Annotated in this window: 17 protein-coding genes and 1 pseudogene; 11 read left to right on the top strand and 7 right to left on the bottom strand. The window is 71.1% G+C overall.

All coding sequences use genetic code 11. The features are described 5' to 3' along the window. Positions 1 to 35: 35 nt before the first annotated feature. The 3 genes from VK611_21765 to VK611_21755 are packed head-to-tail and all read right to left on the bottom strand — an operon-like array spanning position 36 to position 2,265. Complete coding sequence (locus VK611_21765) at positions 36 to 956, bottom strand: ABC transporter permease subunit (GenBank protein ID HMG43975.1); 921 nt, start codon at positions 954 to 956, stop codon at positions 36 to 38. Beyond that, complete coding sequence (locus VK611_21760; GenBank protein HMG43974.1) at positions 953 to 1,864, bottom strand: ABC transporter ATP-binding protein; 912 nt, start codon at positions 1,862 to 1,864, stop codon at positions 953 to 955. Before VK611_21760 ends, VK611_21765 begins: the two co-directional genes overlap by 4 nt. Continuing rightward, complete coding sequence (locus VK611_21755) at positions 1,861 to 2,265, bottom strand: GntR family transcriptional regulator (protein HMG43973.1); 405 nt, start codon at positions 2,263 to 2,265, stop codon at positions 1,861 to 1,863. The genes VK611_21760 and VK611_21755 overlap by 4 nt, the downstream gene beginning before the upstream one ends. Before the next feature lie 156 nt (positions 2,266 to 2,421). On the opposite strand from VK611_21755, the gene VK611_21750 reads away from it, so the two are divergent. Further along, positions 2,422 to 2,886, top strand: a complete 465-nt coding sequence (locus VK611_21750) for an SRPBCC domain-containing protein (GenBank protein ID HMG43972.1) — start codon at positions 2,422 to 2,424, stop codon at positions 2,884 to 2,886. Continuing rightward, a complete protein-coding gene (locus VK611_21745; GenBank protein HMG43971.1) occupies positions 2,886 to 3,692 on the top strand; it encodes an SRPBCC domain-containing protein in 807 nt (268 codons plus the stop codon). The genes VK611_21750 and VK611_21745 overlap by 1 nt, the downstream gene beginning before the upstream one ends. A gap of 112 nt (positions 3,693 to 3,804) precedes the next feature. On the opposite strand, the gene VK611_21740 is transcribed toward VK611_21745, so the two are convergent. The 3 genes from VK611_21740 to VK611_21730 are packed head-to-tail and all read right to left on the bottom strand — an operon-like array spanning position 3,805 to position 6,278. Continuing rightward, positions 3,805 to 4,593 (bottom strand): ABC transporter permease, encoded by a 789-nt coding sequence (locus tag VK611_21740; GenBank protein HMG43970.1) that lies wholly within the window; start codon positions 4,591 to 4,593, stop codon positions 3,805 to 3,807. After that, complete coding sequence (locus tag VK611_21735; protein HMG43969.1) at positions 4,590 to 5,594, bottom strand: ATP-binding cassette domain-containing protein; 1,005 nt, start codon at positions 5,592 to 5,594, stop codon at positions 4,590 to 4,592. Before VK611_21735 ends, VK611_21740 begins: the two co-directional genes overlap by 4 nt. Positions 5,595 to 5,606: 12 nt before the next feature. Beyond that, positions 5,607 to 6,278 carry a DUF4097 family beta strand repeat-containing protein gene (locus VK611_21730; protein HMG43968.1) on the bottom strand — a complete coding sequence of 224 codons (672 nt, stop codon included), beginning with the start codon at positions 6,276 to 6,278 and terminating at the stop codon, positions 5,607 to 5,609. Between the two features lie 177 nt (positions 6,279 to 6,455). On the opposite strand from VK611_21730, the pseudogene VK611_21725 reads away from it, so the two are divergent. The 5 genes and pseudogenes from VK611_21725 to VK611_21705 all read left to right on the top strand — a co-directional run bounded on the left by VK611_21725 (position 6,456) and on the right by VK611_21705 (position 10,335). Further along, positions 6,456 to 6,707: pseudogene (locus VK611_21725) on the top strand (helix-turn-helix domain-containing protein). Between the two features lie 75 nt (positions 6,708 to 6,782). After that, positions 6,783 to 7,256 carry a MarR family transcriptional regulator gene (locus VK611_21720; protein ID HMG43967.1) on the top strand — a complete coding sequence of 158 codons (474 nt, stop codon included), beginning with the start codon at positions 6,783 to 6,785 and terminating at the stop codon, positions 7,254 to 7,256. Positions 7,257 to 7,349: 93 nt separating this feature from the next. Beyond that, positions 7,350 to 8,078, top strand: a complete 729-nt coding sequence (locus VK611_21715; protein HMG43966.1) for an ATP-binding protein — start codon at positions 7,350 to 7,352, stop codon at positions 8,076 to 8,078. Continuing rightward, positions 7,997 to 9,403: a hypothetical protein gene (locus VK611_21710; GenBank protein ID HMG43965.1), complete on the top strand. Its 1,407-nt coding sequence runs from the start codon at positions 7,997 to 7,999 to the stop codon at positions 9,401 to 9,403. Before VK611_21715 ends, VK611_21710 begins: the two co-directional genes overlap by 82 nt. Positions 9,404 to 9,825: 422 nt before the next feature. Continuing rightward, entirely contained in the window at positions 9,826 to 10,335 is a 510-nt protein-coding gene (locus VK611_21705) for a hypothetical protein (protein ID HMG43964.1), read from the top strand. Between the two features lie 60 nt (positions 10,336 to 10,395). On the opposite strand, the gene VK611_21700 is transcribed toward VK611_21705, so the two are convergent. Next, entirely contained in the window at positions 10,396 to 10,848 is a 453-nt protein-coding gene (locus VK611_21700) for a DUF6069 family protein (GenBank protein HMG43963.1), read from the bottom strand. 222 nt (positions 10,849 to 11,070) lie between these two features. Between VK611_21700 and VK611_21695 the strand changes: the two genes are divergently transcribed. The 4 genes from VK611_21695 to VK611_21680 all read left to right on the top strand — a co-directional run. Then, positions 11,071 to 11,433 carry a YciI family protein gene (locus VK611_21695; protein HMG43962.1) on the top strand — a complete coding sequence of 121 codons (363 nt, stop codon included), beginning with the start codon at positions 11,071 to 11,073 and terminating at the stop codon, positions 11,431 to 11,433. Continuing rightward, positions 11,430 to 12,671 carry an RNA polymerase sigma factor gene (locus VK611_21690; GenBank protein HMG43961.1) on the top strand — a complete coding sequence of 414 codons (1,242 nt, stop codon included), beginning with the start codon at positions 11,430 to 11,432 and terminating at the stop codon, positions 12,669 to 12,671. Before VK611_21695 ends, VK611_21690 begins: the two co-directional genes overlap by 4 nt. Positions 12,672 to 12,704: 33 nt before the next feature. Next, positions 12,705 to 13,778, top strand: coding sequence for a hypothetical protein (locus tag VK611_21685; protein ID HMG43960.1), 1,074 nt, complete (start codon positions 12,705 to 12,707; stop codon positions 13,776 to 13,778). Then, on the top strand, positions 13,775 to 14,236 hold a 462-nt coding region (locus tag VK611_21680; protein HMG43959.1), incomplete at its 3' end, for a hypothetical protein. The genes VK611_21685 and VK611_21680, both read left to right, overlap by 4 nt.

Here is a 14,236-nt window from a genome sequence, read left to right as displayed (position 1 = left end):
CCGGTCGAGCCCTCCGCGACGGACCCCCCTTCGGGTCACGAGGTGCGATGGCGGATCCACCAGAAGGTGGCGGCGGCGAGGGTGGCGGCGAGGGCGAGGAAGCCGGCGGTCTCCCAGGCCTGGAGGGTCCAGAACTGGCTGGCGGGGTGCATGGTGACGACGTCGTGGATGCCGAGGTGGTGGGCGCAGGCGTCCCAGGCGCCGTCGCTGCTGTCGCGGGTGAGGTTGCACGCCTCGGCCAGCATGTTGTCGATGCTGCCGCCGGAGACGGGGTTGCCGGCGGCGTCGACCGTCCGACCGGACGTGATCCACGCGCCCGCCGTCGACGCCGATCCCTCGACCGACCCGAACATGACGCTGGGTCGGTTGGCGGTGACGGTGTGGAGGATGTTGGGGCGCACGAAGAGCTGGAAGCTGAACCGCACGACGAGGAACCCGGCCAGCGTCCCGGCCATGGCCGGCAGGGGCCGGCGGATGACAGCGCCCAGCAGCGTGCCCAGCGCCAGGGCGAACAGGGCGTAGGCCACGGGGGCGATCCCACGCTGGCCGAAGTTGGCGGTGCCGATGCGGTTGCCGGTCTCGTCGAACGGCAGGGACCACCACGTGAACAGGAGGCTGAACGCCGCGGTGAGGACCACGGTGACGGCCGCGATGACGGCGAGCTTGACCGCCAGCCAGCGGCGCCGGGTGATGCTCTGGGTCCAGACCAGGCGGTGGGTCCCGGCTTCGATCTCCCGGGCGAGCAGGGGAGCGCCCCAGAACGCCCCGATGAAGGCGGGCACCCCGACGAGCCCGGTGCCCAGTAGCTGCAGCGACTTGTAGAAGGTGGACAGGTCTTCCTCGTCGACGGTGGCGATGTGGTGGCGGGTGGCGACGAGGACGGCAGCCACGACGGCGGTGAGGGCGGCGGCCAGGGCGGCCTGGGCCCGGAACTGGCGCCATGCGAGCCAGGTCATCGCGGCACCTCCACGAGGGCGGGGGTCTCGGCCGGGGGAGGGCCGTCGACCGACCCGGACATGTAGGCGAGGACGAGGTCCTCCAGGCCGATGTCGGAGACCACCCAGCGGGGATCGAGGATCGGGTCGGTGGTCTGCACGACCATCGTCGTCTGCCTTTCGGTGTGGCTGACCTGGACGACCCGCTGGTTGCCGGGCATCCGGCCGGGGTCGCGGCGGGGGCCGGTGAGGAGCTTGTGGCCGGCCAGGAGGTCGTCGACGTCGCCGGCGACCTGCACCCGGCCCTTGGCCACGACGATCAGGTGGTCGCACACCCGCTCGACGTCGGACAGCAGGTGGGAGGAGAGGACGACCGTCGGCGCCCGGTCGGCGGCGAGGCCCATGAGGTCCTGGAGGAACTCGCGGCGGGCCAGCGGGTCGAGGCTGGCCACCGGCTCGTCGAGGATGAGCAGCTCGGGCCGCTTGGCCATGGCCAGGGTGAGCGCCAGCTGCGACCGCTGGCCGCCGGAGAGCCGGCCGGCGCGCTGGCCGGGGTCGAGGTCGAGCCGCTCGACGCGGGCCCGGGCCAGCTCGCCGTCCCACGAGGGGTTCAGCCGCCGGCCCAGCTGCAGGTGCTCGCCCACGCTGAGCCACGGGTAGACGGGGGCGTCCTGGGCCACGAAGCCGACCCGGGCGAGCTGGGCGGCGTCCCCGCCGGGCCGCTCGCCGAGCACCGAGATGGTGCCCTCCGTCGGGTCGAGGAGGCCCACGGCGATGTGCAGGAAGGTCGATTTGCCGGCGCCGTTGGCCCCGACGAGACCCACCACCCGGCCGGCGGGCACCGACAGGGTGCAGCCCTGCAGCGCCCACCGCCGCCCGTAGCGCTTGCCCAGGCCGTCGGCTTCGATCGCACTCGTTTCGGCGCTCACGCCACGCCCTCCTCGGCGGCGGACCGGAAGGTGCTGTCGAACAGCGCGGCGATGCTGTCGTCGTCGAGCCCGGCCCGGCGGGCCTTGGTCAGCCAGTCGACCAGGTCGGACCGCAGCGCCTCGTGGGCGGCCAGCGACGGGTCGGCCAGCGTCCTGGTGATGAAGGTGCCGAGGCCGGGCCGGCCGGCGGCCAGGCCTTCGTGCTCGAGCTCGCGGTACGCCTTGAGCACGGTGTTGGGGTTGATCGCCACCTGGGCGACCACCTCCTTGACCGTCGGGAGCTGGTCGCCCTCGTGCAGCAGGCCCAACCGCAGCGCCTGGCGCACCTGGTGGATCAACTGCCGGAACGGCGCCACGCCGGACCGGGGATCGATGCGGAACTCGATCATCCATCCAGCCATTCAACTAGTTCCATAGATGAATGGTTAATCGCGCGAGGTGCGGCGGGTCAAGCCTCAGATCTCGACGGGTATCGCAACAATTGGTTGCGTGTTCGGCGCGCCGCTCCTATGGTGATGCGCAACTAAACGTTGCACTGACCGGACGGAGATGCAGCCATGGAGCTCGGGACCATCGAGCGAGAGATCTACGTCGACGCACCACCGGCGACGGTGTTCGACGTCGTCAGCAGTCCGGCGCACATCCGCGACTGGTGGAGCGCCGAGACCGACGTCGAGCCCGTGCCGGGGGGAACCGGCCAGCTGACGTGGCGCGACGAGGCGTCGGGGCGGGTCGACGTGGTGCCGATCACCGTTGTGGATGCCGAGCCGCCGCACCGGTTCTCGTTCCGCTGGACGCACGACGCCGGCGAGGTCGCCACCTCCTCGAACTCGATGCTCGTGACGTTCGAGCTCTCCCCCTCGGGCGGCGGGACCGTGCTCCGGCTCACCGAGACCGGCTTCCGAGAGCGTGGCTGGGAGATCGCCAAGCTCGAGGAGACCTACGCCGACCACGGGAACGGGTGGGACTTCTACCTCCCCCGCATCGCCGATCTGGCCGCGCGTCAGGCGTCGTCGCCGTGATGATCGTCATCGACGACGACCTGTGGTCGGCCGTCGGCGACCCGACGCGGCGTCGCCTGCTCGACCAGCTGCTCAGCGACGGCACCGGCACGGCCACGAGCCTCAGCGACCACGTCCCGGTCAGGCGCCAGGCGGTCGCCAAGCACCTGGACGTCCTCGACCGATCCGGACTCGTGCACGCCACGGCCGTCGGGCGCGAGCGGCGGTACCAGGTCGACGAGGCCCAGCTCGCCCGCGCCGTCGCCCAGCTCGCGTCCGTCGGCGCCACCTGGGACGCCCGACTGCGCCGCATCAAGAGGATCGCCGAGGCGATCCAACGATCCCGGACCCAACTGCCGAACAACGAGAAAGAAGGAACGACGATGGTTGACATCCTGCATCGCGTCGGAGCGACCGCTGCTCCGGCCAAGGTGTACGAGGCGCTCACGACCCGGGACGGCCTCGCCGCCTGGTGGACGACCGACACCACGGGCGAAGGCGTCGTCGGTGGCACGATCGGGTTCCGCTTCGGCGACGCGGGCGGCTTCGACATGAAGGTGCTCGACCAGCGCCCCGACGAGCGGGTCGAGTGGGAGGTGACCGACGGCCCCCAGGAGTGGATCGGCACCCGCGTCCGCTTCGACCTGAAGCAGGAGGACGACTACACGATCGTCCAGTTCGCCCACGAGGGCTGGCGTGAACCGGGCGAGTTCATGTCCCACTGCAGCACCAGGTGGGCCACGTTCCTGATGAGCATGAAGCAGCTCGTCGAGACCGGCACCGGCGCTCCCTACCCCAAGGAGGTGAACATCAGCAACTGGACCTGATCGCGCGTCACCCACGCTCACGAGGGACTCTCCGCCGCCGGGGTCGGAGAGTCCCTCGTGGCGCGGTCGGCGTGGCACGAGTTGCGGGAGGCAGCCCGCACGGTCGTGGGGGCTACTTCGGGTCGCGGTTGAAGGTCGAGGTCGACCAGAAGTAGCCGAGCACCGCGAGACCCAGGCACCAGACGACGGCGAGCCACCCGTTGTGGCCGATCTCGCTGCCGAGCAGCAGGCCCCGCATGGTTTCGATGGCGGGCGTGAACGGCTGGTACTCGGCGATCGGCTGGAACCAGCCGGGCATGGAGTCGACCGGGGTGAAGGCGCTGGAGATGAGCGGCAGCAGGATCAGCGGCGTCGCGTTGTTGCTGGCGGCCTCGGCGTTCGGGCTGGTCAGGCCCATGCCGACAGCGATCCAGGTGAGTGCCATGGCGAAGAGCACGAGCAGCCCGAACGCCGCCAGCCACTCCAGGGCGGTTGCGTCCGTGGACCGGAAGCCGATGGCCACGGCGACGGCGCCCACGACGACCACGCTCGTGATCGACTGCAGCACGCTGCCGACGACGTGCCCGACGATCACCGAAGGGCGGTGGATCGCCATCGTGCGGAAGCGGGCGATGATGCCCTCGGTCATGTCGTTGGAGACGGATACAGCGGTTCCGACCACGGTGCTGCCGATGGTCATCAGCAGCAAGCCCGGGACGACATACGCGATGTAGGCGGAGCGGTCCGGACCGCCGCCGATGCCCGAGCTCAGTGCGTCGCCGAAGATGTAGACGAAGAGCAACAGCAACATGATCGGGGTGAGCAGCAGGTTCAGGGTGAGGGACGGATAGCGCCGCGCGTGCAGGAGGTTGCGGCGCAGCATCGTGGACGAGTCGCGTACGGCGAGGGAGAGGGAGCTCATCGGACAGCCTCCTCGGGCTGGCTGGGCTGGCTGGGCTGGCTGGGCTGCGGGGCGGTGCCCGACTGGCTGGGCTGGCCGGTGCCGGTCAGGGCGAAGAACACGTCGTCGAGGTCGGGGGTGTGCACGGTCAGGTCGTCCGCCTCGATGCCGGCCGAGTCCAGCCGGTCGAGGATGGAGCGCAGCGCGCGCTGGCTGCCGTCGCTGGGGATCTGCAGCGACAGGGCCTCGTCGTGCCGGGTGACCTCGCGCAGGGCGAGGGCGGCGCTCTGGTACGCGGCCGGGTCGGCGAACCGCAGCCGCACGTGCCCGCCGGGGATCAGCCGCTTCAGCTCCTCGGCGGTGCCCTGGGCGGCGATCCTGCCGTCGTCGAGCACGGCGATGCGGTCGGCGAGCTCGTCTGCCTCGTCGAGGTACTGCGTGGTGAGGAACACGGTGACGCCGTCGGCGACCAGCTCGCGGATGATCTGCCACATGTTGTGCCGGGAGCGCGGGTCGAGGCCGGTGGTCGGCTCGTCGAGGAAGATGATCCGCGGGTTGCCGACCAGCGTCATGGCGAGGTCCAGGCGGCGCTTCATGCCGCCGGAGTAGGTGGAGGCGGGCTTCTTCGCCGCCTCGACCAGGTCGAAGCGCTCCAGCAGCTCGGTGGCGGTGCGCCGCCCCTCGCTGCGGGAGAGGTGGTGCAGGTCCGCCATGAGGAGCATGTTCTCCTCGCCGGTGATCAGGTTGTCGACGGCGGAGAACTGGCCGGTGACGCCGATCGCGGCGCGCACCGCCTGGGGGTCGGTGGTCAGGCTGTGGCCGCCGATGTGGATGTCGCCGGTGCCCGGGTCGGCGGAGATGAGGGTGGAGAGGATCTTCACGGCGGTGGTCTTGCCGGCGCCGTTCGGGCCGAGCAGGGAGAAGATCGTTCCTTCGGGGACGGCCAGGTCGACGCCGTCGAGCACGACCTTGTCGCCGTAGGACTTGCGCAGCCCGTTCGCCGCGATGGCCACGTTGGTCATGAGAGGTGCTCCTCAGAGGCTGCGGGCGACGATGTCGCCGTAGGCAGTGGTCGCGTGGATGTTCAGCCCGGCGGCGGCGCCGTCGGTGTTCTCGAGCGCGTTGTGGATCCGGCCGTAGCTGGTGCCGGCGTCCAGGGAAGCGGAGACGCCGTGGGCGGCGCCGACCGACACCTCGCCGGACTGGGTGCTCAGCACGACCGTGCCGTGCACGGCCTCGGCGATGTGGATGTCGCCCTTCTGGGTGCTGATCTCCGCGGGGCCGCCCAGGCGGCCGACCGAGACGTCGCCGGCGAAGAGGGTGAGGCGGGCGCTCGCGGTCTCGTCGAGCTTGACCGAGCCCTGCGCGCCCTCGAAGGCGACGTCGCCGAGCCGTCCGACGCCCCGGAGCTCGGCGCTGGCCGCCTTCGCCTCGATGCGGGAGCCGGCGGGCAGCTGGACGGTCACCTCGACGGATCCGGAGCTGCCGAGGATCCGGTTCTTCGCCGGTGAGGCCTCGATCCGCAGGACGCCGTCGCCGTAGTCGACCGTGGTCTGCTCTGCCGCCTTCACGTCGCGGCCCTTCGAGGCGTCCGCGGGCAGGACCTCGACGGTCGTGTCGGCCCGGTCGGCGGCGATGAACCGGAAGCGCCCCTGGGGGATGTCGAGGACGGCGGAGACCGGGGCGGGGGTGTCGAACTTCTGCATCGAGCTCTCCTTCGGCTTGTTGTTTCTGACAACGGAAACGCTACGTTGCGTTCGCAATTCTGGCAACCTAGTCGTTGCGTCCAAATGGCATCATTGGAGGTCACAGCTAGCAGATTGTTGCAATGGTCGCCGATCTAATGCAACAAAGGTCGTGCTGTTCGTTGCAATAGATTAGAAATGAACGCTATGGTGGAGACACCGAGGACCACGAAGGAGACCGCGATGCCGGGAGGCAGGCTCACCCAGCAGGAACGCCAGCAGATCGGGCTGGGACTGGCCGACGGCCTCGCCTACGCGGAGATCGCCAGACGTCTCGACCGCCCCACCTCGACGATCACGCGTGAGGTGATGCGGAACGGCGGGCCCACCGCCTACCGCGCCGACCTGGCCCACCGCGCCACCGAACGCCGCGCCCACCGGCGCAGGCCGGCCGCTCCCCGAGGGCCGCAGGCGCCCCCGCAGGCCCACGGACGCGACGCCGAGGCCGTGCGCGAGTACGAGGAGATGTTCACCACCATCCTCATGCAATCGGGCGTGCCCAAGATGATGTCCCGGGTGCTGGTCTGCCTCTACACCACCGATGCCGGCAGCCTCACCGCGTCCGAGCTCGTCCAGCGCCTCCAGGTCAGCCCGGCGTCCATCTCCAAAGCGATCACGCTCCTCGAAAGCCAGGCCCTGGTCCGCCGGGAACTCGACGAACGCCGCCGCGAGCGCTACATCGTCGACGACGACGTCTGGTACCAGTCGATGATCGCCAGCGTCCGGGCCAACACCCAGCTCGCCGAGGCCGCACGGCAGGGGGTCGGCATCCTCGGCCCCGACACCCCGGCCGCCGCCCGCCTCGAGAACATCGCCCGCTTCCTCGACTTCGTCGGCGAGAGCATCACCCGCGCCGCGGAGCAGTCCCGCGAGATCCTCTACACGAAAGCCGAAGCGACCTCAGGCGGCACTGCCAAGCCAAGTTCAGATCGCAAATAGACGTCCCGGGTCGGACGGGTCGGGCCGGGACGGTCGCCGTTCGGCGAGTCCATCTCTAGGCTCCGGATCGGCGGTACGACGGAAGCCTTGGCCATGTTGCTCGGCCGGACCAGAGAGCGAGAGGCGCTCAGGGGCCTGCTCGACACGGCGCGTTCGGGGCGCAGCGGCGCGCTCGTGGTGCGCGGGGAGGCCGGGATCGGCAAGACCGCGCTGCTCGACTTCGCCGTCGACACGGCACCCGACTTCGCGATGGTGCGCGCCAGCGGCGTGGAATCGGAGATGGAGCTGCCGTTCGCGACGCTGCACCAGCTGTGCGGGCGGATGGCCGATGGCCTCGAACGCCTGCCCGGCCCGCAGGCCGTGGCGCTCGCGGTCGCGTTCGGACTGCGGCCCGGTGGGCCCCCCGACCGTTTCCTCGTCGGGCTGGGTGTGCTCGGCCTCCTGTCCCAGCTGACCGAGGACCAGCCGCTCCTGTGCGTGGTCGACGACGGGCAGTGGCTGGACCGGGCGTCGGTGCAGACCCTGGGCTTCGTGGCCCGCAGGCTGGACGTCCAGCCCGTCGCCCTGGTCCTCGGGGTGCGCGACGACGACGTCCGGGAGCTGGGTCAGGCGCCGCTGGTGCTGGCCGCATGGCACGGTGACGAGCGACGTGCGGGCGGGTCGATCGCGTCGCTGGTCGGCGACGCGACCACCCGCGGGGAAGGGGGCGCGGGACACCCACGATCCGGAGGTAGTACCGCATGTACGTTCCCAAATGGCTGCTCCACATGCTCATCGCAGCGGGTGCCGTGTTCGCCGGCTGGATGGCCAAGGACGCGCTGAGCGGGGCCTCGCCCACCTCGGCCGAGCCGGAAGAGCAGAACCAGGCCGCACTCGTCGAGGCCCTGCGATCGATGTCGTCCGACGCAAGCGACGGGCCCGACACACCGCCGAGCGTGGAGCTGACCATCGTGATGGGCCCCGACGGGCAGCCCACCGCGCTGTCGGCGAACGTCGCCGGGACCAGCCGGACCGGCGGCGGCGAGGCACCCGGCGTCAGCGGCACGGCCAGCCCGACCGACACGGCCGGCACTGCCGTCGACACGGCCGGCCCAGCCGCCGCCACGGCCGACACGGCCGGCCACCTCGTCGCCACCACGGGATCGGGATCGGCCCCGACGCCGGGCCCGCTCGTCGTGGGCGGGTCGAGGGTGTGGGCTCAGTCGCCCGCATCGTCCGGCGGACTCGTGTTCCACCTGACACCCGAGGTGGCGGTCACGGCCATCGGCGAGAACATCGTCATCGCCTACGACGACTCCGTGGTGCTGGTCGGCGACGACGGCCGCCTCACCGCCAACACCGGCGACGCCGGCAAGGGCGGTGTGGTCGCGCTCGACGCCCAAGGTTCCGAGTTCTCGTCGAACTTCGACCCGGACGGCACAGGCACCGGCCAGGCGGCAGCAGGCTCCCCGCTCGCTTCGAGCGGCACGGGTGCCGGCGCCGGCCCTGGTGCGCTACCGCCCGACGCGAACCCGGTGGTCAGTCCGCCGATCTCGTCCGGTGCCGATCGCCCGGTCGACATCGCCGGGTACGAGGACCACAGCCTCGACATCCGTGGCCAGCACAACGTGGTGACCTACGACGACTCCAACGTCTTCATCGACCGGAACGGCACGATCAACTCGAACACGGGTGACACCGACTCCGCCGGCCTCAACGCCGTGGACACGGTGGGATCCGAGGTCACCGCGGGCGACCACTGCGACGACGGGTGTGACGACGAGAGCATCATCGGCGCCCAGGCCGGTCACTTCGACGAGGGCGACGAAGCCGACGACACCGGCGACGACGAGGACGAAGAGGCCGACGAGAGCGACGACGGCGACGTCAGCGATCCCGTCGAGCCGCCCGAGTCCCGCGAGGATGCCGGTACGGGAACCACCCTCGAGGCGCCCCCCGCCGACGACGCGCTCGTCATCGGCGGCGACGGCTACGACGACCTGGGCGTGCAACTCGACGGCAACGACAACGTGGCGACCTACGACGACTCGAACGTCGTCATCGGCGGCACGGGCGACGTCAACGCACAGATCGGCGACAGCGACACCGGCGGCACGGTGTCGATGGACACCGTCGACTCCGAGCTCCACGGCGGCAACTCCCGCTAGCTGTCGACCCCCTCCACGTTCATCACCGCTCAGCCAGCTCCGGCCCCCGACGCGTCAGCGACCGTAGGGCGGTACGGTCTCCGGTTTCGTCCGCAGTGAGGGGAGTCTTCATGAAGTCAGTCGTTCGGTTGGCCCTGGTCGGTGCTGTGGGCCTCGTAGGGATGCTGTGTGCTACCCCGTCGGCGGGTGCGTTGCCGGCGACCAGGACCATCTGTGTCGGACACGACCTGTACATCTTCACGAGTGAAGGCGGTACGGGAGTCATCTACGACTCCGTCCGCTGCGCCTGAACCGCCTCGTCGGGAGCGGTCCCCGTGGGGGGCCGCTCCCGGTGGTGGCCACCGATCCGGCTCGAGATCGACGTGGGACGCGGGATACTCGATGGCGTGCGCGTGGGTATCGCTCATCATTTCGGCTGGGCCGTGGCTGTCACGGCATCGGACGACCACGAGGTCGTGGGCCGCCGGAGGATCGAACTGATCGAACCCGGCATGCCGACGGCGCCGATCCACCACGAGGGCAAACCTCTCGACGATGCCGCCACCGCGGCGCTGGTCGCGGAGGTTCGGGCGTCGGCGAGACGGGCGACGGCAGCTTCACTCGAAGAGATCGCGACCGAAGCTCCCGAACCGATCGTGTCGATGTCGCTGCGCGGTTGGCCGCTCGACTTCCCCGACGACATCGCCGTCCAACGTCGCGCACCCTACGAGTCCCACGCGGACTCGATCATGTACCGCCAGGTGCTGGCTGACCTTGGACGCGCCCGGGGTTGGGACGTCCACCTCTACGACGCCAAGGAGGTCGAGAGCCAGGCGACGCGCATCCTCGGTGAGCGAGCCGACGTGGTGCTCCGCGGTCCGCGGGCGACACTGGGACCGCCGTGGGCCAAGGACCACCGGATGGCGCTCGCCGCGACGGTCGTGGCCGGCTGAACGCGACGACAGCCCCGTCGAGCGACGGGGCGGCGTCGGTGGTCGGTGATCGGTGGTCGGTCAGCGGGCGTGGTGGGGGAGGCGGGCGGCGATGGCGGGGATGACGATGGCAGCGGCCACGACGTGGGTGGCGATGAGGACGAGCCTGGTCGCGGCTGTGGCCGACACGGCGAGGTCGGGCACGACCGACAGCACGGTGAGGGCGACGGTGGCGACGGTGAAGGTGCGCTGGGGCTTGGCGGCCCAGCGAGCCAGCGCCTTGGCGAGCACGACGCCGATCGCCGCGCCCAGGAGCGTCATCTGGACGAAGCCCGCCAGGGGGATCTGCTCGCCGTCGATGGCGAGGGGCACGTCGGCGGCCAGCGCGGCGGCAGCGACGACGGTGGTGGCCAGGGCGGCGATGACGCCGGCGCGGGCACCGGTCCGCCAGAGCGGCGTGGTGCGGGACTCGGTCGTGGTGCGGGGCTCGGAGACCGTGGGGTTCATGACGGTGGCGGTTGCGGTGGCGTTCATCGGGCTTCCTCCTGTTGTGGGGCCGGCCATCCCGACCCTCGCCCCCTACACGAACGCGATCGACCGCGATCGACAGGTCCCGCAGAAAACTTCTCGGGATCCCGAGGAAGCCGCAGAACCCGCGGCGCCGGGCTTCGTCGCCGACCCTGTCGATCGGCATCGATGCGGTTCGTGTAGAAGGTGTCCGGCACCGACGTCGGGCCCGAACGAGGAGAACCAGCGATGCCCGTGTACATGCTTTCCGTTCACACGGTCGAGGGTGAGGACAACTACTCGTCGCCGGAGGAGATCCAGGAGGTCTTCGGCATCGTCGACGACTTCAACACCAAGCTCCAGGAGCAGGGTGTCTGGGTGTTCGGCGGGGGCCTCCACCCGGTCGACACCGCCACGGTCGTCGACGCCAGCAAGGGTGGCGATGCCCTGACCACCGACGGTCCCTTCGCCGAGGCCAAGGAGCACATCGGCGGGTTCTGGGTCATCCAGGCCCCCGACCTCGACGCCGCCCTGAAGTGGGCCGCCGAGGCCAGCGTCGCCTGCCGCCAGCCTGTCGAGGTTCGCCCGTTCCAGGACGACACCGAGGGATGAGCAGCGTCGGCCCGACCGACGTCGAGCGCGTCTTCCGCTCCGAGTCGGGCCGTGCCGTCGCCAGCCTGATCCGCCTTCTCGGCGACATCGACCTCGCCGAGGAGGCCGTCCAGGACGCCTTCGTCACCGCCATCCAGCGCTGGCCCGAGACCGGGCTGCCGCCCAGCCCGGCCGGCTGGATCATCACCACAGCCCGCAACCGGGCTATCGACCGCATCCGCCGGGAGTCGACCCGCGACCACCGGCAAACCGAGGCCGTGCGCCTGCACGCCTCCGACGACGAGCCACCCGAGGAGGTGGGACCCGTGGCCGACGACCAACTCCGCCTCATCTTCACCTGCTGCCACCCGTCCCTGGCCCCGACCGCCCAGGTCGCGCTGACGCTGCGGCTCGTCGCCGGGCTGCAGACGCCCGAGATCGCCCGCTCGTTCCTCGTCCCAGAGGCGACGATGGCCCAGCGTCTCGTCCGCGCCAAGAACAAGATCCGGGCCGCCAAGATCCCCTACCGCGTCCCGTCCGACGCCGAGCTGCCCGACCGGCTTCGCCCGGTGCTCGCCGTCGTGTACCTCGTCTTCAACGAGGGCCACGTGTCGACCTCAGGTGACGACCTCGTGCGGGCCGAGCTGTGCGCCGAGGCCATCCGCCTCGCCCGCCTCCTCGTCGAGCTCATGCCCGACGAGGCCGAGGCGTGGGGCCTGCTCGCCCTGCTGCTGCTGACGGAGTCGCGCCGCCCCGCCCGCACCGACGCCGACGGTGCCCTGGTCCGCCTCGCCGACCAGGACCGTTCCCGCTGGGACCGGTCGCTGATCGCCGAGGGTCAGGACATCGTCCGGGCCTGTCTCCGGCGCGACACTCCCGGTCCGTACCAGATCCAGGCCGCGATCGCCGCCGTCCACAGCGACGCCGAGGCCGCGGCCGACACCGCCTGGAACCAGATCGTCGCCCTCTACGACCACCTCCTCACGCTGGCGCCGACGCCCGTCGCGGCCCTCAACCGGGCGGTCGCCGTGGCCGAGCGGGACGGGCCGGCAGCCGCGCTTGCCGACCTCGAGGTCCTCGCCGACGCGCTCGACGGCTACCACCTGTTCCACGCCACCCGGGGCGACGCCCTCTACCGGCTCGGTCGCCACGACGAGGCCGCCGCCGCCTTCGAGCGGGCCATGGCCCTCACCAGCAACGCCGCCGAGGTCGAGCTGCTGCGCCGCCGCCGCGACGCCACCGCCTCGCCGGATATCTGACGGGGCGTCAGATCTGTCGCTACCCTTCGGCGCATGATCTCGACGGTTGTGTGGGGGACCGGGAACGTCGGGCGGGCGGCGATTCGGGCGGTCGAGGCGCATCCGGCCTTGGAGCTGACGGCGGTGGTCGTCCACAGCGCCGAGAAGGTGGGCCGTGACGCCGGCGAGCTCGGTGGGCTGGAGCACGAGGTGGGCGTCGCCGCCACCGACGACGTCGACGCGGTGCTGGCGACCCACCCGCAGGCCGTCGTGTACGCGGCGTCCGGCGACATCCGGCCCGACGAGGCGCTGGCCGACATCGTGAAGGCGATCCGGATCGGGGCCGTGGTCGTCACGCCGGCCCTCTACGCCCTCTACGACCAGCGCAACGCCCCGCCCGAGATCCGGCAGCCGGTCCTCGACGCGATCGCGCACGGCCACGGCTCGCTGTTCGTCTCCGGCGTCGACCCCGGTTGGGGCAACGACGTCCTGCCGCTGCTGGTCAGCGGGCTCGGCACCACCGTCGACGTGATCCGCTGCCAGGAGATCTTCGACTACTCCACCTACGACCAGGAGGACTCCGTCCGCTACCTGGTCGGCATGGGCCAGCCCATGGATTACGAGCCGCCGATGCTCGCCCCGACGGTCCCCACCATGGTGTGGGGCGGGCAGGTGCGGCTGATGGCGCGGGCGCTCGGCGTCGAGCTCGACGAGGTCCGCGAGACCCTGGATCGCCGCCCGCTCGAGGCGACCGTGAGCACCAAGACGATGGGCGACTTCGAGGCCGGCACCCAGGGTGCGGTGCGCTTCGAGGTGCAGGGCATCGTCGACGGCGCGCCCCGCATCGTCATCGAGCACGTCACCCGCATCCACCCCACCTGCGCACCGGACTGGCCCACGCCGCCCGACGGCGACGGGGCGCACCGGGTGGTCATCGAGGGCCGCCCGCGCATCGAGGTCACGGTCGAGGCCACCGACGAGGGCGGCAACCGCGCCGCCGGCGGGAACGCCACGGCGGTCGGTCGGCTGGTGAGCGCCATCGACTGGCTCGTGGACGCCGACCCCGGGCTCTACGACGCGCTCGACGTCCCGTTGCGTCCGGCCGTCGGCAAGCTGGGAGGGAAGTGACCGTGCACATCGACATCCCCGACGGCAAGGACGCCATCGAATACGTGTGGGGCGAGATGGTCCCCGGCATCGGGATCGCCGCCTCGAAGTTCTCGATGGCCGTGTACGCCCACACCACCCTCGGCCTCCGGGAGTTCGAGGCCGCCCGCCTGCGGATCGCCCAGATCAACGGGTGCCTCTTCTGCCTCGACTGGCGGACCGAGCGCGACGGCGAGAAGGTCGAGCCGGAGTTCGCCGACTCGGTGGGCCAGTGGCGTACGACCGACGCCTTCGACGACCGCACCCGTCTCGCCGCCGAGTACGCCGAGCGCTACGCCGTCGACCACCACGGCCTCGACGACGAGTTCTGGTCCCGGATGACCGCCCACTACAGCCAGGCCGAGGTCGTGGAGCTGAGCATGTGCCTCGGCTCGTGGCTGGCGTTCGGTCGACTCAACCACGTCCTGGGCCTCGACACG

Source organism: Acidimicrobiales bacterium, from assembly GCA_035316325.1.
In the GTDB taxonomy this organism is placed as follows: Bacteria; Actinomycetota; Acidimicrobiia; order Acidimicrobiales; family VFJN01; genus DASXTK01.
The sequence above is the reverse complement of the archived record's forward strand: the minus strand, read 5'-3'. Positions and strand labels throughout refer to the sequence as shown.